Below are 17,188 nucleotides of genomic sequence, written 5' to 3'. Positions count from 1 at the left end.
TGGGGTCTGCCGATGGGGTCCGGGGACTCCGTCCCCGGACATGTCCCGCCGCGACGGCGAGCAATCCGCACGGCGCGGCACAGGGCTCCGCCCCGGCCGGCCGGCTGGAGTCTGGGGGACGAAGTCCCCAGGTTCCTTTCCGCCGCGACGGCGAGCAATCCGCACGGCGAAGCCCGGCGGTGCCAAACCCGCGGCAAGTGGTTCTCCTCGGGCAGCAGCTGCACCCACCGCATCAGGACCGGTAGGCTTTCCGTGTGATCTTCAAGCGCATCGGAAACGGGCGGCCGTACCCCGACCACGGCCGGGAGAGCACCCGCCAGTGGGCGGATGTCGCTCCACGGCCGGTACGCCTGGACCAGCTGGTGACCACCAAGGGCCAGCTGGATCTGGAGACCCTCCTCGCGGAGGACTCGACGTTCTACGGGGACCTGTTCGCCCACGTCGTGAAGTGGCAGGGCGACCTCTACCTCGAGGACGGGCTGCACCGCGCGGTCCGCGCGGCGCTCCAGCAGCGCCAGGTGCTGCACGCCCGCGTGCTCGAACTGGGCTGACGGTCGGCCACCGGATCGCCCCCAAACCGCAATTGACCCTTTTGGGTTGGGCTGGCCGCCACGCATTGATCATTCAGTATGCAGAGGCGATCGGTCCTACTACGCTCGCACCATGAGCATGCTCACACCCCCCGGCATGGGCGGTAAGTACCGCATCACCGGGGCCAGGTATCCGCGGATGCGCAGGCCCCGCAATCGCCGCCGGATCGTGGCGGCAGTGGTCGGCGCCGTGGCCGCGCTCAGCCTGGTCGGCTGGGGGACGCTGCAGCTCATCGACGTGTTCACGGGCGGCGGCGGCAGGGCGAGCGCCGCGGGCCGCGCGGGGTGCGCGCCGCGGACCGGCGCGAGCCCGAGCCCCGCCGCGGCCGTAGCCCTGCCGAAGCCAGGCGACATCACGGTCAACGTCTACAACGCGACCAAGCGCAGCGGCCTCGCCAAGCAGACCGCGGACGAGCTCAAGAAACGTGGCTTCAGGATCGGCAAGGTGGGGAACGCCGACGCGAAGTACGACAAGAAGGTCAAGAGCGCCGGGATGCTGCTGGGCGCCCCGAACACCTCCGAGGGCCCGTTCAAAGTCCTCGCCACCCAGGTGACCGGCACCTCGTCCGGGGCCGACCAGCGCAAGACCCAGGACGTCGACCTGATCATCGGCGACGCGTTCAAGTCCCTGACGGCAAAGGCCGATGCCGACGCCGCGCTGATCGCCCTGACAAACCCGTCCCCGTCCCCCTCGGCCTCGAAGAAGTGCTGACCGGTTGGCAGGCTGCTGCCCCAGCAACCCACTTGCCGTGAGCTCGGCACCGCCGATCTCCGCCATACCTGTTGCTCGCCATCGCGGCGGAGAGAATCCCGGGGAGTCCGTCCCCAGCCCCGGGACAGCTGCGCGAAACCCGCGGCACGCGCCACCGCGCCCGGAGCCGGGGCAAGCCCGACACCACCGAACACCGCCACACCCATTGCTCACTGCTGCGGCGGCACAATCCCGGGGACTTTGTCCAAGACCCCTGCCGGGGCAGGTCCGGCGGGGCCGGGGCTCACCGTGGCGGTGGCCGCCGTCGGAGGAGTTCGGGGACGAAGTCCTCAAAGTTTTCCGCGGCGAGCAACCGGTACGGCGGAGGCCGGCGGTGCCCGCCGACTTGGCCTTACGCCTGGTCCCGCGATTGTGTCCCGTGCGGGACGCGGCCGGCAGCCCCTCGGCTGGGGTCTGGGGACGGAGTCCCCGGGATTCTCTCCGCCGCAACGGCGAGCAACCGGTACGGCGGAGGCCGGCGGTGCCGGGCTAACGGCAAGTGGGTTGCTGGGGCAGCAGCCTGCTAGTCGGCTGAGCCGTACATGCGGTCGCCCGCGTCGCCCAGGCCCGGGACGATGTAGCCGTGTTCGTTGAGGCGTTCGTCGATGGCGGCGGTGACGACCGTCACCGGGGAGCCGTCGAGTTCGCGCTCCATGACCTCAACGCCCTCCGGCGCGGCCAGCAGGCACAGCGCCGTGACGTCGTCCGCGCCGCGGGAGATCAGCTCGTCGATCGCGGCGACCAGCGTGCCGCCGGTGGCCAGCATCGGGTCCAGCACGTACACCTGACGGCCGGAGAGGTCCTCCGGCATGCGCGTCGCGTACGTGGACGCCTGGAGCGTCTCCTCGTCGCGGATCATGCCGAGGAAGCCGACCTCGGCGGTCGGCAGCAGCCGCACCATGCCGTCGAGCATGCCGAGCCCGGCCCGCAGGATCGGCACCACCAGCGGCCGCGGCCGGGCCAGCCGTACACCGGTGGTCGCGGTGACGGGGGTCTGGATGTCGACCTGCTCGGTCCGCACGTCGCGGGTCGCCTCGTACGCGAGCAGGGTCACCAGCTCGTCGGCGAGCCGCCGGAAGGTGGGGGAGTCGGTGCGCGTGTCGCGCAGGGTGGTCAGTTTGTGCGCCACCAGCGGGTGGTCGACGACATGGATCCGCATGCCCTCGACAGTAGCCGAGGCGCCCAGCCCGGGTCGGGCGCGGGCCGGGTCGGCGGGCACCGCCGAGCTCCGCCGTACCGATTACTCGCCACCGCGGCGGAGAGAATCCCGGGGACTCCGTCCCCAGACCCCAGCCGACGGGCTGCGGCCACGCCCCGCACGGGCGCGATCGCGGGCACTACCGGCGCGCCTCCGGCGCCGTGGCGCCTCCCGGTGGCGTCAAACGGTCTGTTCGGGGGAAAGTGGGCAGGGTACGCCCGTACGCGGCTGTATGGGCGGGCGCTCGCGCCGGAGTGCGAGCACAGGAGGCCCAGCTTGGGGGAGGTGTGGTCACGTGCCGGACCGGAACCAGCCCAAGGGCGAGCCCGCGCCGCCGGAGAACCCGGAGGGCGATGCGGAGCGGCGCCGGCGACGCGCCCAGTTCCTCAGGGAACTCGGCGAGGCCAAGGCGCTGCGCGAGCGGGTGCAGCCGCGGCGGGCCCGCGCCGCCCGGATGCGCCAGCAGATGCGGATGCGAACCTTCCGCTGGTAGCCCCCGACAGCGGTACCGGAAGGACCGAATCGCGGTCCGGTCGCAGGACTGGTGCACGACGCACAGCGGAAGACCTCTCGCGAGGGCCTTGTTTCTGCCACGATTCCGAGTGGGCGGGCCAAGAGGTGAAAAACCTTGTTCCCCGTCGCCCGGCACACGCCTCTGACCAGTGGGAGAGTCACGGTGTACTTCGCCGCACTGCTCGCGCGCACCGAAGACGGGTGGGAAGCGAGCGACACAGAACTCGACGACGTGGAGACCTTGGCCGATCTGACGGATCTGGCGCGGGGGGCTTCGGTCGACGACAACACGGTGCTCGCCTTCATCGAGCAGGAGGACGCCTGGTTCGGCGTCGTCCGCGTCGACGGCGAGGAGGACCCGCGTATCTACGTCTCGGACGCGGCCGCCGCCGCCCGGAGCTCGTACGGCGAGATCCTGCTCACCGACGAGCTGCTCGGCCGCGAGCCGGAGGACGACCTCGACAGCCTGGTCGACCTCGACGGCACCGAGGACGGGGAGCCCGAGGACGACGGGGACGAACCGGCCGACGCGGACGACGCCGTGCCGCCGGGCCCGATCGGTGACACGGAGATCCTCGAGGACCTGGGGATGTCGAGCAAGGAACTGACCGCCCTGGACGGCGACGCGCTGACCGAGATCGCCGACGTGCTGGGCTGCGGCGAGATCCTCGAGGCGGTCCGCTGACTCCTGGTCTGCGGGTCCCGTTCACCCCTGGTCTGCGGGCCCCGTTGGCTCCTGGTCCTCCTGGCCTCCTGGCCCGCACGGTCCCGGTCATTCCTGGCCCGCCCAGGCCCGGTCACTCCTGGTCCACACGGTCCCGGGGCCGCCGGTCCCGGTCACTCCTGGCCCGCACGGTCCCCCTGACTCCTGACCCGCCCGGGTCCCGGCCACTCCTGGTCTGCACAGTCCCGCTGACTCCGGCCGCCCGGTCTTGGGGCCGCCAATCCCGGGCCCGCCGATCCCTGACCCGCACGGTCCCGGGGCCGCCGGTCCAAGGGTTGTGGGCGCTCCCCCGTGGCGCCTGACCGACACTGTCCCCATGGAAACCTCCCCTCCCGTACGGCCCGACCCGGTGCGCGACCCCTGGCGGGAGCCGATGCGGCTCGCCCTGGCCGAGGCCGTACAGGCTCCGGAGACCGGGGACGTGCCGGTCGGCGCCGTCGTGCTGGGCCCGGACGGCGCGGTGCTCGGGCGCGGCCGCAACGAGCGCGAGGCCGCCGGGGACCCGACCGCGCACGCCGAGGTCCTCGCGCTGCGCGCCGCAGCGCGGTCCCTCGGCGAGTGGCGGCTCTCGGGCTGCACGCTGGTGGTGACGCTGGAGCCGTGCACGATGTGCGCGGGCGCCGCCGTGCTGTCCCGGGTGGACCGGGTGGTCTACGGCGCGGTGGACGAGAAGGCGGGCGCGGCCGGTTCGCTGTGGGACGTCGTACGTGACCGCCGTCTCAACCACCGGCCCGAGGTGATCCACGGGGTGCTCACCGAGGAGTGCGCGGCCCCGCTGACCCGCTTCTTCCGGGCCGCGGGCAATGCGGAGGCGGGGACGGATGCGGGCGCGGATACCGATTTCGGAGCACAGCCCCCCGTGGGCTAAGCTCTCTCTCGGTAGCGTGTCCGAGCGGCCGAAGGAGCGCGCCTCGAAAGCGCGTGAGGGGGCAACTCCTCCGTGGGTTCAAATCCCACCGCTACCGCTCAGAAAAACCGCCTCTGACCTGCAAGAACAGGTCAGAGGCGGTTTCTGTTGGGCCCTTTGTCAACGCTTCGTCAACCGGCCGCCCCTTCTAAGATCTTTGCCCATGGCATCGATCAGGGCTCGACAGAAGCGCGACGGCACGTACACCTACACCGTCATGTGGCGGGAGAACGGCACCCAGAATGGCGAGACCTTCGAGGACGAGACGTCGGCGAAACGATTCTGCGATCTCGTCAACGGTCACGGTCAGCAATGTCCGCCAGGTTGGGTCAAGGGTGTCGGCTTCGCCGAGGAGTCCGAACCGGAGGCGGACCCGCAGGAGTTGTTCGAGGTCTACGCCAGCCGGTACATCGACCTCCTGACTGGCATACAGGCGGGCACACGGTCCAACTACCGGAAGCTGCTAGATCGGCACTTGGAACCTTGGTTCAGGGGACTGTCGGTGCGGCAAGGACCTGACGGCATCGGGCAAGACGAGATCAAGCAGTGGGTGAACGACCTTGAGGCCGGCAGGCCCGGCCCGCATCACCCGCCGACCGTCAAGCGACGGCCCTACAAGGCCAAGACGATCCGAAACCTTCACGGCCTGCTGTACGGCATCCTCCAGGCCACGGTGACCGCTGAGCCTCCGCTCCGTTCCACGAACCCGTGTGTGCACACCCGGCTGCCCGAGGACAACAGCATCGAGGACGAGCAGGTGTTCTTGGAACGCGAGGAGTACGCCATCCTTCGCTCGTGCATGAATGCCGACTCCATAGATCTCGTCGATGCCCTGGCTGGCACCGGGCTGCGCTGGAGTGAGCTAACGGCGCTTCAGCCGCGGGACTTGACCCTTCATGGCTCCCGGCCCACCTTGCGCGTCCAGCGTGCATGGAAGCGCATTGACGGCGGAAAGGAGATGGGTCCGCCGAAGACGAAGAAGAGTCGGCGGACCTTGGTGCTATCGCCATCCCTCGTCGCGTTGTTCAAGCGCAGGTGCCAGGGGAAGGCTCCCCGCGATCACGTCTTCACAGCTCCGGAAGGCGGTCCTTGGGACTCGGGCGGCTTCTACCACGCCCGTTGGAAGCTGGCCCTGGACGCGCCGCTCTGAAAGGGCTCAGTCGTTGGGGCTGATGTTCCGCCAGACCGGGGCGACGCCCGGTTCATCGCCCTTGTTGGCCCAGTACTCGGCGACCCAGCGGCGACCCTTGTGCGTGACGACGTCCCCCTTGTCGTAGGTGTCCTTCGGGTCCCACTTCACCGGAGAGCATTCGGCCGAGCCAGCGGGCGGCGCCACCGTCTGTGTGCCGTGGCGACGGTCACCGGTGATGCCGAAGGTCTTTCCCTCGCTGATGATCGTGACGTTCGCGGGACCGGTGGCGGGCAGGTAGTACTTGACCGGGATGTCCATGCTGCGCCCGGCCGGGATCTCCTGGCATTTCTCCAGGGTGATCGTGACCCGGTGGAACTCTCCCTTCAGGCCGCCGACGTTGGGCCCGGAGTGGCCGGGCTTGACGTTCTTGTACGGCTGCCAGTTGCCGTCCTTGATGACGGACGGGGCCGAAGTCGGAAGGTCGAAGGAGACCTTGGCGCCCCCCGCGATGGTGTTGTCGCCTCGGTTGGTGATGCGCAGCATGGGCTGGAGCGGCCACAGGTCCTTGTTGTCGGTCGGGTACTTGGCGAACGTCACGTCCGCGTCGAGGACTTGGCTGGGCAGTTTGGTCTTCCCGGCGCGGGTCGCGCCATAGGGCCCGGCATCACGTTGGGCATTGTCGAGTTGCTTGGTCAGGGTGTAGCCGGGCACGCACTGCCCCGACTTGTCGTCCGGGCACTCGTAGTCCCCGGCCAGCTCCCAGATCATCGCGCCGCCCGCGCCCTTGGCCTTGATGTAGTCGGCCTTGGCGGCGATGTCCTGGGTGTCCTGCGTGGATAGGAACACCTTCTTGTCCTTGTGCCACAGCCAGGACGCCTTGAGCGTGCCGTCCCAGTGGCGGGTGTAGCCGTCCATCCCGTTCGCGCTGTCCTTCGGGTCCAGACCGAAGCGGGGCAGATAGCTGGTCACAGCGCCCCGCTCCAGGTTCTTGGAGTGCCACATCGGGTTGGATCCCGCGGCCAGCTCATCGCCCGCGGCGGTCTGGTCGTGCCACAGGTTGTCGATGCCGGAGGCACCGGAGCCGCACTCCGTCGTGCCGCCGTTGGGGCCGGTCCCGTCCGGGCACTGGGACTGGTCCTTCAGTTTGGAGATGCCCCAGAGCCCGTTGCCCTCGCCGCCTTCCACGTCCTTCCAGCCGCGCGTGTAGTACGGCACGCCCATGTTGATGCGCCCGGCCTGCATTGCGCCGCGGAAGTAGTGGTAGGACCAGTCGGTGTTGAAGAAGCCCTCCTGCTGGTACTCCGGGTTCTTGGCCTTGTCGTAGATCCCGGTGGCGGCCAGCTCGACGTCCTTGCCGTCGTCGTAGAGCGGCGCCTGCGGGCCGACGTAGTTGTTCCACGAGCCGTGGTAGTCGTAGGACATGGTGTTGACGAAGTCCAGGTACTGCAACGCCCGGAAGTCCTCCTGGCCGCGCAGCAGATAGCCGGACGCGGAGGCCGCCGCGGTGAGCTGGTAGTAGGCGTTGTCCGCGGCCGACGCCGCGTCGAGCTTCTCGCGCAGGGTCTTCATCAGCGCGGTGTTGCCCGCGTTCAAGCCCTTGCGGCGAGGGTTGGCGATGGGCCAGTCCTCCGGGTTGCCCGCGTCCAGGAGTGAGGTCGGGTACTCGTAGTCGATGTCGACACCGTTGAAACCGTATGTGCGCAGGAACTTGACGACGGAGTCAGCGAAGGTGTTGATGGCGGGCTGATTGACGCTTCCGTCCGCGTTGTTGGTGACGCGGTACAGGCCACCGGACTTCTCGCGGCTGCCGTCTGGCTTCAGGATGCCGCCGGTCTCGGCCCAACCTCCCACGGAGATCAGGGTCCTGACCCGGGGGTGCTTCTTCTTGTACTTGTTCAGGAGATTGAAGTTCCCCTTGTACGGCAGGCTGCCGTCCATCTCGGCGCCAGGCACATGGGGCCAGGTCATACCGGTGGCCGGGTTGTCCGGGTCGTTCACATCGCCCACCGAGATACGGTTGCTGCCGTCGACGTGCGCGAAGGCGTAGTTGACGTGGCTCACCTGCCCCCAGGGGATACTGCGCGGCAGGTACATGGGCTGGCCATTCCTGCCGGTGCGCCAGCCGGTGAAGTAGCCCACCACCCGCCGTGGATGCCGTTCACCCATCACTTCGCGGCCCTGGTCGTCGTAGATCAGGCAGTACGGCGTCTCGACCCCCTTCGTCGCTGTCATACCGTCCGGGCGGCACTTGGAGTGGTCAACCGCCGCGGCGGCGGAGACGGACCGCGCCGTCTGGTCCCTGATCACCGGCTCGGGGTCGGGCGGCGGCGTGGGGCCGTACCGCAGGGACTGTACGAGGAAGTCGTTCTTGTTCTTGCCCCAGTCGAAGATGGTGCCGCGCAGACTCGGCCACCGGTCGGTGAGTTCCCTGGTGTGGCTCATGAGGTAGCTCCTGGACAGATCGCGCATGTCCAGGTTCATCCGTGCCACACGGGTACCGGAAACCAGGTCGGCCTGGATCTTTCCGTGGTCCGCGACGACCAGCAGCACGGAGTCGATGCTGTACTCGAAGGGTGTGCCCCTCAGGGCGGGGATGACCTTGCCGACGGGCCCCGGTTCCGTGATCCATTTGTCGTCGTCGCCGTCGAGGTCGACTTCGAGCAGGCCCACCTGGCCGTCACGGAAGACCAGCGCATAGGGTTCCTTGTCGTTGCCGACGGCCGCGTCGACGCCGTGCTCGAACACGGTCCCCTCGAACACGGGGAAGTAGTCACGGATCGGCCCCGGGCCCCGCACACGCTGGTCGTCGATGGTGCCCTCCTCGATCGAGACCTGGGTGTACCGGCCGCCGCGGAAGAGCGAGAGCTGCCGCGAGCCGTCGTCCTTGTCCGTCTGTTCGAATGCGGCTTCGACTCCGCCGGCGAAGTCGGTGTCGCGCAGGCTGGACCAGATGCCACCGATGTCACCGACGTTGGTGAGGTAGCCGGGACTGTTGCCGTCCCCCATCGAGCCGTCCAGCTTCTTGTACGGGTTGAAGTACGCGAAGGAATCACCCTGGAACAGGACGTGGTCGCCCAGGCGCCGGCCGTCGCTGTCCGGGCCCTCCCCGTCCCATGCCGCGGCATCGATCGGTGAACTCGAGACGATCGGCACGTCGGGCGAGCTGCCGGCACTGCCGACACACCGGAAGGACCGCGCCCCCGACTCCGCGATCTCCTGGTCCATACGGACCAGACAGGCGCTGAGGGCCCGCTGGCCGTAGGCGTTGGGGTGGACCGCCTCCTGCCACTGTCCGCCGCCGCTGAGACCGCTGAAGTACCGCACCCACTCCGCGTCTTCGGCGGCGATCGGCTTATCCAGAGAGTTGCGAGAGGTCGCCTGCTTCGCCGACTTCGCGCACAGCTCGTGCCCGGAGAAGGCGTCCGCCAGATCGAGGAAGGCCGCATCCCCGTCCCGCGCGGCACCGCGCAGCATGCCACCGATCTCCGCGACCGCGCCCTCGCCCGTCCAGCTCACGTCCTCGTCGTAGAAGGGGCAGCCGCCCTTGGTGTATCGGTCGTAGTGGTCGCCCTCGTAGCGCATCTCATACGCGGGGGGCAGCGGCGCCGGATAGCCCTGCACCACCAGGTCGTAGGTGCTCTGGTCCTGCCCGGACTCGCCCATGGTCTCGTGGATCGCGTCCAGCGTCCGGGCGACGTCCTCACGAACCGCGCTCAGGCGCTTCTTGAGGTCCTCATCCGCCTGCTTGCGGCAGGACTCCTTGTTGGCGATGAAGTTCACCGCACAGCTCTGGACGATGTCGGAGAACTTCAGGTCGTTGCCCCCGATGGAGAGCACGACGGTACCGATCTCATGGTCCGCGGCAAGCTCCGCAAGCTGCTGGATCTGCGGCTTCTCGCCCTGGAACTCCTCGCTGAGGATGTGCTGCGTCTCCGCTCCGGAGCAGGCGATGTTGAACCGCCGCTCCTTCGGAACGCCGCCGATGGCCGCACCCTTGATCTCCGCCACATCGGAGCGGTGGCATGCGTCGCTTCCGGCGGCGTTCTTCTCGTAGACCTGCGTGCCGTGGGCCGCCCGGTCCGTGCCCCAGGCGTCGTTGTTGGGATCGAGGTCGCCATCGGGCCCGTCCGCCTTGGCATTGGCGTTGCCCTGCCAGCGGCCGCCCTCTCCCGAGATGTAGCTGTCACCGAGGGAGACGGTGGCGGCGGGCAGCCCGGACTCGACCGGGCACAGGTCGTCGGCGGCAGCCCGCGCCGTGCGCGACGCCCCCGACCCGTCGCCGGCCACACAGGTGTCCGGTTCGTCCGTGTCCTTCTCGAAGATCACCCTGTAGTGGTCGGAGCCGTCCAACGTCTTGAGCCGCTTGGCGCTGTAGCCTGCCGCCGCGCCGCCGTCGACCATGAAGTCGAGCTCCGCGCCCTTCTTGTGCGTGGGCGCCCCCGAGAAGACGACGCGCTCATTGGCCTCCAGATCGAGAACGCTGGTGAGAGCACCCTGGTCCTCGGCGAATTTACGCTTCTTGGACTCCTTCAGCTTCTTCTGCTGGTTGATGAACGCCTTCGACTTCTCGTCGGGAAACCGGTTGAAATCCCCCATGATGGCCCACGGGGCCTTGAAGCCGTCCCGTTTGTGCAGCCCCGAGATGTCCTCGACGAGCGTGTCGGCGTTGTTGTTCGACCGCTTCGCCTGGGTGGAGGCGTGGATCGAGTAGTACCAGTTCCCGCCCAGCTTGATCCCGAACGCCGGGAACGCCTTTCCGGAGGCGTCGCCCCGCACCTCCACCAGGTGCAGGTCGTCGTGGGACGCGACGCGCTCCTTGGTGGCGATGGCGATGCTGCGGCGGTTCGAGCCGGTGCGGATGCGGTAGACGGTGATGCCGTCGTCCCAGTGGAACTCGTCAACGCGCCAGTTCCCCTGGGGCGTTCCGCTCGGGCTGAGGCTGGCGATGTCGAAGAAGGTCGCGGGTGCGTGACCGAGGAGATTCCCGTCGGCCACTTCCTGCAGGGCCACCACGTCGACGTCGTGGTCCTTGATCAGACCGGGAATCCTCTTGAGGGTGTCGCTCTTGCCGTCCCAGGTGTTCCAGGAGGCCAGCTTGCGGTCAGACGCCGCCGCGGCTGCCGGCGTTGCGGGCAGTAGGACGACGTGGAGCAGCCCCGCGAGGAGGGCGAGTCCCACAATGGCGGCCACGGTACCCGGCCACTGGGACGCCCTCGGGAGTCGAAAATGATCCATATTTCCTTCCCAGGCTAAAGTGGATGGCACCCCAGAAAAGATAGGTGGATATGCATTAGGTCATCAATGGACCCTTTCAGCGTTGACGCTCCAGGGTGAGGCCGGCCTTGGCGATTGACGTCATTCGATTCGGGCTGAATCGCGCCTTGCGGAAGGCGGCTTGGGCGAGTTCGCTCTAGGTGTCGTAGGCGTAGGTAATGCTGTGGCCGTCGACGCTCTTGCGGACCGGGGCGGCCCAGGACATCGCGCTCGTATTGGATGACGGCGCCGGAGGTGCAGAGTGCGGGCGATGAGCTGCCCTGCCCGCGTCCAGGGGCGTAGGAGAGGGTGTGACCGTCGAAGTCGGTCTCTGCGGGGAGTCATCTCGCGGCGTCATACTGGTAGATCCAGGTCAGTCCTTGCGGATTGGTGACCTTGCACAGCCTCAGCTCCGGCGGGTCCAGGTCCTTTTGTTCCAGCAGCATCTGGCCACTGGCCAGGTCGACGGGGTCGGTGCGCAGACCCGATTGTCCGGCTCCACACCGTGGTGGCGCGCATCGTCACGGGCACTGTTCAGCAGACCCGGACCCTTGCCACTCCCCCCACCGCCGCTGCCGGAACCGGGCACCCAGGGGGTGTCCGCATCGCCTTGGTGAGCGCCTTGAGCCGGTCGGAGATGGAGCCGCCTAGCTGGAGCGCTGAACAGCACCTAGCCATTTCGCCGTACGCTGCCCGCGCAGGATGCGGGTTGATCGTGCCGAAGCGTGCCGAATCACGTAGCAGGCGTGCGCAGATCATCAAACGCAGCACCCACGCAGTTCGGTCCGTACGCAGCGAGCGCCCACAGGGCAGCGATCTTCGCTGCTCCGGTCCAAAGGCCCTCGGCAGCCACGGGCGGGCGGAACGCACGAACGTTGAGTTGCCGCTCCATGAAGGGGTGACGGTCCAGGTACCGCATACCACCAGTGCCGCAGAGGTACGTGTCGGCGCCGACGGCGGTGGTGAGGTCGGCCAGACGTGCTGAGCGGTCCTTCGAAGCGGTGAGGTCGCTACTGCGCACGACGGTGCCGCGCCAACCTAGGAGGTTCAGCAGCGCACGGGTGGTGCCCTCAGCAACGGCCGCGGTGCCGGCGGTCTCCCGCGACGGTGCGGGCAACGGGTTCGAGCGCGGTATGCAGCAACTGCCAGTAGGGGCTGGCACGGTAGTGCTGCGCGGGCAATTGGCCGAGACGGCGAGCGGCGCGCTGCGGGTACGCGAGTTGAGCATCGCGGATCAACGTTGCTCGGCCGTGCGGGAGATGAGTTTCGACAGACAGCCACTGATACTGCTGCGGGTTGTCGAGTACGGCGAGGCGGGCACGGTGCTGGTAGTCGCGGCGGACGAACTGTACGTCGTCGAGGACCACCCAGATGTCAGCGGCGTAGAGCTTCGCCAGAGTGGAAAGGCGGGGCAGCAGGTTGGGTTGATGGATCGCGCACGAACGCACCCGCAGCGCACTCATGGGTATGGCGGCACGGCTAAGTAGGCAGGAGCCAGCTGTCGTAACCGCGGGTGCGGAGACGGTCGAAGGCATCGCGGACCCTTTCTGGGACGTGCTGCTCGATGGCGAAACCGCGCTTGGGATACTCCATCACCCGCTCCATATCGCCCATGAGCATGTCGATGAGCTGCTTCTCGTCATCGTGGGTCGTTACGTATTCATCGAACGACAACGGCTGAGAGGTACAGACCGGATCCACCTCGGGCCACAGCTTGCGGCATGTCGCGTAGGCACGGCGCTGCATGTAGGGCATGGAGATCAGCAAGAGGGTGGTCACTGCGATACCGGCGTTCTCCAGCACCTCTCGGGAGAAGCCGATGTTCTGGCCGGTGTTCGTGGCCTGCGGCTCCAGCAGGATCGCCTCGTCCGGCACTCCGAGGGAGATCGCATGCTCGCGATAGTGGGTGGCCTCGCCTCGGGGAAACCGCTCCTGGGTGGCCGAGCTGGTGTCTCCGGTGAAGACCACGACCGGGAACATGCCGGAGTGGTAGAGGTTGGCAGTGCCGGTGGCCACACCGAGATCGAGGCTGCCGAGGGTGATCGCGGCGGAGCAGGGGCGCAGCTGGTGGCCCATCTGGTGGAAGTCCCAGATGGCGCGGGCGTCGGCCCGGTCCGTGTCGCTGATCGCGGCCCCATGGCGGTCTGTCACGTGTACTCCTCGCTGTTGCGAACGGTCTTGATACTGCGTAGTTGGTGTTTCAGGCCGTATCGGGTGGCGATGTCTGAGGCAAGGTCGAGCACGGCGTTCCCGGCACTGCGGGTGGCCGGGTCGGTGAGCTGCGGTGCCGGGTGCGGGAGATAGAGGCTTTCCAGGCGAAGACGCGTGAGCTGGCGGCGAAGAACGTCCTGACGACTCGGGAAGCGGCAGCGAAGGCGGCAGCGGTCAAGGAAGAGGCCGAAGTCGCGGCGCGCGAGGCGGCTGCGGCTGCCCTGCGGTTGTTCGGCAACGACGTCGAGCTGGTCGCCGAGCTGCTCGGTGTGCCGACGGAGGAGCTGGAGCGGGATGCGAAGCCTGTCACCGCGGCTCGTGCCAAGGAGGTCATCGAGTCGCTGCGCGCTCGTGCGGAGCGTCCGCGGGTCCGTCGCTCGCCCACGGCTCGCCCTGCGGAGACGCCGTCACCGGCTCCGGTGGCCACCGCCCGCCCTACGGTCGCCGAGTCGGACGACGGCCGCGCTGATGCCGCGTGAAAATGACTGTGAGCCCGGCCTGTTCCCACTGTCCGCGGGTGGGCAGGTCCGGGCCCCACTCGGCGACCTTGCCCAAACTCAGCCTCCCGCCGGATGACCTGTGCTTGCAGCCGGGCGATCCCCTTGTCCCGCGGATCGACTTTCGGCCGCCCCTCAGGGGCGGCGAGCGCCTTGACAGAGAAGGGTCGGTTGAGTCAGCGCTCAGGGCCCCCGGCCTTCCCTCACGGGTTGTGTCGCACCGCAAGATGTACCTTCACGTTGCAGGTCCGTGGTCGATCGACAACAGGGGGTCTGCGATGGCGGCGCACTGCCGGAGTAGAGCAGTCGCGCCGGCAAGCGCATGCAATTCGGCGATCATACGTGTGATCCGGTTGCGTGCTCCCGGATCCGTGTCTTTGCCCCATGTAGAGTTCTCGTCCACCACCACGGCTTGGGTTGGTGCAGTGACGCAACCCAGGGCGCGTGCGACTGCGCGCAGGTGCTCACTTGCCTGAACGGCTGTAAGTGATGCGCCGACTGTGACCACGCCGACGGGCTTGCCGCGCAGCGCCTCCGCGTGCAGATGATCGAGACAATTCTTGAGTAGACCCGAGTAGCTACCGTGATAACAAGGCGTGACCCAGACCATGCCGTCCGCCTGCTCTGCCTGGGTCCGCAAGTCGTACAGGGCGGACGAGCCGTCGGGGTCAGTGTGCAGCAGCGGCAGCGTATGTTCAGCGAGGTCACGCAGGACGGACGTGCTGCCGATGCTCGCTGTCGCACGGCAGACAAGTTCCGCGACGGAACGGGTACGGGAGAAAGGGGCAGCAGCCCCGGTCAGGACAAGAATGCGGCAGGGGTCAGCGGCAATCACGAGGCGGTCTCGCTCGGCGAGTAGACATCCCCGAAGTCGGTTTCCGGAGTGTTCGCCTGCGTCCGCATCGGGTCCATGGCCCGCTGCACGGTCTGCAGGAGTGGGGCCGTGTCGTACCCCGTGTACTGGGCAGCGGCTAGGCGTACGGGGTCGCCTGAGTGGTAGCGCTCGTACTGCATTTGGCGTTGGCCAAAGGCGCTGCCGGTGGCGTCCCAGGCGAGTTTGAGGAGGCGGACGCGCTTCTCGGCGGGAACTCCGTTGGCGCCCCGGAAGTAGCGTTCGATTCCGGGCCACAGCTCACTGCGCAGATCCTCTTCGGCAGGAGTGCTCAGCAGGCTGCCGCCGCCCAAGAGTTGGATCACCTCGATCATCCGGCTGGTCATCCTGGGAAAGTGGTAACGCAGGGCCAGTACCGGGGCGATAGCCGGGGTGAGGGTGCCCCACTCGCTGATCTTGGCGTCGGCCTCGGCGGCCATGATGCCTGCCCGGGCCAGTTCCAGGGAGCCCAGGACCTCGCCGAGCATCTCCTTGATGTGCAGAAAGGTGTCGGTGCCGGACATCTCGGCCAGCGCAACGGCGATCCCGGTGAGAAGTTCGGCCTTGACCGCGCCTCGGATGATGCTGTGCTGACCGGTATGGTGCCGGGCGGTCGTCGCGTCGTACAGGCGATTGGCGGCATCGACATCCCCGTGGAAGAACACCCGGTTCCAGGGGACGAGCACGTCGTCGAACACGCAGGTGGCATCGATCTCCTCGTACGGCGCAAGGGGCGTGCTGAGCAGCCGGGAGGGGTCGGCCACCAAGGGCTCGCGGCAGACGATCCGCAGCCCCGGCGTGGCCACTGGGATCGCGAAGGCGAGCGTGTACGCCTCGTCGCCGGGCCGATAGCCGGGTAGCGGAAAGACGACGATCTCGTCGGCAACGGGCACCAGGGTGCCGATGAGTTTGGCGCCGCGCACCGTGACGCCCTCGCTCGTCTCGCGGACAATCCTCAGGTGAACGTCGGGATCGTCCTGCTCGTGGGAGGAACGGGCACGGCTGAGCGGCGGGTTGATTGTGGCGTGCGATAGGAACGGGTCGCCGGCCAGACAAGCGGCGTGATAGGCGGTGGCGTTGCGGCCGAAGTGCGGGTCGGCTTTGTCGAAGAACGGAGCGGCCGAGGCGAAGGCGGTGACTGCGGTGTTCACGAAGTCGGGCGACCTGCCGAGCAGTCCGAAGGTGGCTTCGGCGGTAGCCCGGAACGCCGCTCCGCGCCGCTGTAAGGCCTGGGTGTCGCGCGGTGCGGCCAGCGACAGGGGGTGGCGCTCGTCGCCGTCCTGGAAGGTGAGCACATCGCGCATCTCCGGGTCGTGCTGCAGGTCGTACAGGCGGGCGACGGTGTGCGCGGCTGCGGCCAGGACGGGTTCGGCAAGCACGTCACCGACGCGCCGTCCGGCGAGCCAGACCTCGCGTCCGTCGCGCAGGCCTGCCAGATACTCGGCTCCGGTACGGATGGTCACGCCTGGCCTCCTGTCGTGATCTGGCTGGTTCCGCTCGCGGGGACCGGGCCGGCGTCCACAGGGGCCGGCGGATGGAGCGGATGGTGGACATGTCGCAGCAGGTCCTCGCCGTTGTGGCACAGAGTGTCCGGCGAGATGCCGTGATCGCGCAGCCACTGGTCGTCGTACGTCTCATACAGGTAGTTGGCGCCGGTGTCGGGGGCGATGGCCAGGATCGGCTCGCCCGGGTTCGCGGCGGCGTAACCGAGCGCCGAGAAGACCGCCGCGCCGCCGGACTCGCCGAGCAGTAGGCCCTCCTCGGCCGCTAGCACCCGGCAGGCTGACAGAGCCTCGGTGTCGGTGACCCGGTGCAGGGAGTCGATGGGCCCGGGGTGGAGGTTGCCCGGGCGCCAGCTCAGGCCGATGCCGCGCATCCGGTATGGCGTGAAGGGATAGCCGAAGGCGGCCGAGCCGACCGCGTCAACGGCTTGGACGTGCAGGGCGGGGAAGTGTTCCTTCAACGCGCTGCCCAGACCGCTGAGGTGGCCACCGGTACTGACCGTGGCGACCAGCGCGGAGAGCCGATCAAAGTCCTTGACGATCTCCTGTGCGGTGTGCAGCCGGTACGCCTCCGGATTGTGGGGGTTGTCGTACTGGTCCAGGGTGTACGCGCCCGGGATCTCCTGGACCAGCCGATGGACCCGGTGCAGGCGGGTGGTCTGGTAACTGCCGTTTGCGTCGGGCGTGATGACCGTGTCGAGTTCGGCGCCGAGACTGGTCGCGTAGGCGAGGACGGAGCGGGGTGTCTTGGGGTCGACGACAAGAATCACCCGGTAGCCCTTGATGGCCCCGATCAGAGCCAGGGACTTGCCGAGATTGCCGGAGGTCGATTCCACCAGCGTCGCTCCCGGCCTCAGTAAGCCCGCTTGCTCCGCCTGTTCGAGCATGTACAGGGCGGCGCGGTCCTTGATGCTGCCGGACGGATTTGCGCCCTCCAGCTTCACGTAGATCCGGTCCTGTGGGTGGGGCAGGAGCTTACGCAGCCGCACGACGGGGGTCATGCCGAGGGTCTCCAGCAGGTTCTCGTGAATCACGGTCT

15 protein-coding genes, 1 tRNA gene and 1 pseudogene are annotated in these 17,188 nt (G+C 68.2%); 8 read left to right on the top strand and 9 right to left on the bottom strand.

Annotation, left to right across the window (positions count from 1 at the left end; all coding sequences use genetic code 11):
- Nucleotides 1-254: 254 nt before the first annotated feature.
- Nucleotides 255-551, top strand: coding sequence for a type II toxin-antitoxin system VapB family antitoxin (locus tag AOK16_RS02895; RefSeq protein ID WP_003955420.1), 297 nt, complete (start codon nucleotides 255-257; stop codon nucleotides 549-551).
- A gap of 112 nt (nucleotides 552-663) precedes the next feature.
- Nucleotides 664-1,302, top strand: a complete 639-nt coding sequence (locus tag AOK16_RS02890) for a LytR C-terminal domain-containing protein (RefSeq protein ID WP_055470619.1) — start codon at nucleotides 664-666, stop codon at nucleotides 1,300-1,302.
- A gap of 562 nt (nucleotides 1,303-1,864) precedes the next feature.
- On the opposite strand, the gene upp is transcribed toward AOK16_RS02890, so the two are convergent.
- Nucleotides 1,865-2,500 (bottom strand): uracil phosphoribosyltransferase, encoded by a 636-nt coding sequence (gene upp / locus AOK16_RS02885; protein WP_055470625.1) that lies wholly within the window; start codon nucleotides 2,498-2,500, stop codon nucleotides 1,865-1,867.
- Between the two features lie 271 nt (nucleotides 2,501-2,771).
- On the opposite strand from upp, the gene AOK16_RS02880 reads away from it, so the two are divergent.
- From AOK16_RS02880 to AOK16_RS02860, 5 genes are all read left to right on the top strand, one after another.
- Nucleotides 2,772-3,032, top strand: a complete 261-nt coding sequence (locus tag AOK16_RS02880; RefSeq protein WP_398718240.1) for a hypothetical protein — start codon at nucleotides 2,772-2,774, stop codon at nucleotides 3,030-3,032.
- Between the two features lie 183 nt (nucleotides 3,033-3,215).
- Nucleotides 3,216-3,737, top strand: a complete 522-nt coding sequence (locus tag AOK16_RS02875; RefSeq protein WP_055470617.1) for a tRNA adenosine deaminase-associated protein — start codon at nucleotides 3,216-3,218, stop codon at nucleotides 3,735-3,737.
- A gap of 355 nt (nucleotides 3,738-4,092) precedes the next feature.
- Nucleotides 4,093-4,644, top strand: a complete 552-nt coding sequence (gene tadA, locus AOK16_RS02870) for a tRNA adenosine(34) deaminase TadA (protein WP_240483334.1) — start codon at nucleotides 4,093-4,095, stop codon at nucleotides 4,642-4,644.
- A 10-nt stretch (nucleotides 4,645-4,654) separates the two neighbouring features.
- Nucleotides 4,655-4,741, top strand: a tRNA-Ser gene (locus AOK16_RS02865).
- A 105-nt stretch (nucleotides 4,742-4,846) separates the two neighbouring features.
- Nucleotides 4,847-5,833, top strand: coding sequence for a tyrosine-type recombinase/integrase (locus AOK16_RS02860; RefSeq protein WP_055470616.1), 987 nt, complete (start codon nucleotides 4,847-4,849; stop codon nucleotides 5,831-5,833).
- 6 nt (nucleotides 5,834-5,839) lie between these two features.
- On the opposite strand, the gene AOK16_RS25100 is transcribed toward AOK16_RS02860, so the two are convergent.
- The 5 genes and pseudogenes from AOK16_RS25100 to AOK16_RS02845 all read right to left on the bottom strand — a co-directional run bounded on the left by AOK16_RS25100 (nucleotide 5,840) and on the right by AOK16_RS02845 (nucleotide 13,219).
- Nucleotides 5,840-10,993, bottom strand: coding sequence for a glycosyl hydrolase family 18 protein (locus AOK16_RS25100; protein ID WP_169790851.1), 5,154 nt, complete (start codon nucleotides 10,991-10,993; stop codon nucleotides 5,840-5,842).
- A gap of 133 nt (nucleotides 10,994-11,126) precedes the next feature.
- Nucleotides 11,127-11,204: pseudogene (locus tag AOK16_RS26255) on the bottom strand (IS5/IS1182 family transposase); the annotation flags it as partial.
- A 597-nt stretch (nucleotides 11,205-11,801) separates the two neighbouring features.
- Nucleotides 11,802-12,089 (bottom strand): WbqC family protein, encoded by a 288-nt coding sequence (locus tag AOK16_RS28925; RefSeq protein WP_276202465.1) that lies wholly within the window; start codon nucleotides 12,087-12,089, stop codon nucleotides 11,802-11,804.
- A 49-nt stretch (nucleotides 12,090-12,138) separates the two neighbouring features.
- Nucleotides 12,139-12,531 carry a WbqC family protein gene (locus tag AOK16_RS28920; RefSeq protein ID WP_276202464.1) on the bottom strand — a complete coding sequence of 131 codons (393 nt, stop codon included), beginning with the start codon at nucleotides 12,529-12,531 and terminating at the stop codon, nucleotides 12,139-12,141.
- 16 nt (nucleotides 12,532-12,547) lie between these two features.
- Nucleotides 12,548-13,219, bottom strand: coding sequence for a YdcF family protein (locus tag AOK16_RS02845; protein WP_055470614.1), 672 nt, complete (start codon nucleotides 13,217-13,219; stop codon nucleotides 12,548-12,550).
- 140 nt (nucleotides 13,220-13,359) lie between these two features.
- Here AOK16_RS02845 and AOK16_RS02840 point away from each other — a divergent pair, with 140 nt between their 5' ends.
- A complete protein-coding gene (locus tag AOK16_RS02840) occupies nucleotides 13,360-13,758 on the top strand; it encodes a hypothetical protein (RefSeq protein ID WP_055470613.1) in 399 nt (132 codons plus the stop codon).
- A gap of 253 nt (nucleotides 13,759-14,011) precedes the next feature.
- On the opposite strand, the gene AOK16_RS25085 is transcribed toward AOK16_RS02840, so the two are convergent.
- From AOK16_RS25085 to AOK16_RS02830, 3 genes are read right to left on the bottom strand one after another with little or no spacing between them, the layout of a single operon-like run.
- The gene (locus AOK16_RS25085) at nucleotides 14,012-14,611 is read right to left on the bottom strand and encodes an NADPH-dependent FMN reductase (RefSeq protein ID WP_079100994.1); all 600 of its coding nucleotides are present in this window, start codon (nucleotides 14,609-14,611) and stop codon (nucleotides 14,012-14,014) included.
- Nucleotides 14,608-16,110 carry a 4-hydroxyphenylacetate 3-hydroxylase family protein gene (locus AOK16_RS02835; RefSeq protein WP_240483333.1) on the bottom strand — a complete coding sequence of 501 codons (1,503 nt, stop codon included), beginning with the start codon at nucleotides 16,108-16,110 and terminating at the stop codon, nucleotides 14,608-14,610. The genes AOK16_RS25085 and AOK16_RS02835 overlap by 4 nt, the downstream gene beginning before the upstream one ends.
- Nucleotides 16,107-17,183 carry a PLP-dependent cysteine synthase family protein gene (locus tag AOK16_RS02830; RefSeq protein WP_055470612.1) on the bottom strand — a complete coding sequence of 359 codons (1,077 nt, stop codon included), beginning with the start codon at nucleotides 17,181-17,183 and terminating at the stop codon, nucleotides 16,107-16,109. The genes AOK16_RS02835 and AOK16_RS02830 overlap by 4 nt, the downstream gene beginning before the upstream one ends.
- Between the last annotated feature and the right edge of the window lie 5 nt (nucleotides 17,184-17,188).

The organism is Streptomyces pathocidini (assembly GCF_001418495.1).
GTDB classification, from domain to species: domain Bacteria; phylum Actinomycetota; class Actinomycetes; order Streptomycetales; family Streptomycetaceae; genus Streptomyces; species Streptomyces pathocidini.
The sequence above is the reverse complement of the archived record's forward strand: the minus strand, read 5'-3'. Positions and strand labels throughout refer to the sequence as shown.

What these genes read in the sequence shown, in the direction of transcription:
- AOK16_RS02860 (WP_055470616.1), top strand. Translation starts at nt 4,847, where the DNA reads ATGGCATCGATCAGGGCTCGACAGAAGCGCGACGGCACGTACACCTAC.
- AOK16_RS28920 (WP_276202464.1), bottom strand. Translation starts at nt 12,531, where the DNA reads ATGAGTGCGCTGCGGGTGCGTTCGTGCGCGATCCATCAACCCAACCTG.
- upp (WP_055470625.1), bottom strand. Translation starts at nt 2,500, where the DNA reads ATGCGGATCCATGTCGTCGACCACCCGCTGGTGGCGCACAAACTGACC.
- AOK16_RS02880 (WP_398718240.1), top strand. Translation starts at nt 2,772, where the DNA reads ATGGGCGGGCGCTCGCGCCGGAGTGCGAGCACAGGAGGCCCAGCTTGG.
- AOK16_RS02890 (WP_055470619.1), top strand. Translation starts at nt 664, where the DNA reads ATGAGCATGCTCACACCCCCCGGCATGGGCGGTAAGTACCGCATCACC.
- tadA (WP_240483334.1), top strand. Translation starts at nt 4,093, where the DNA reads ATGGAAACCTCCCCTCCCGTACGGCCCGACCCGGTGCGCGACCCCTGG.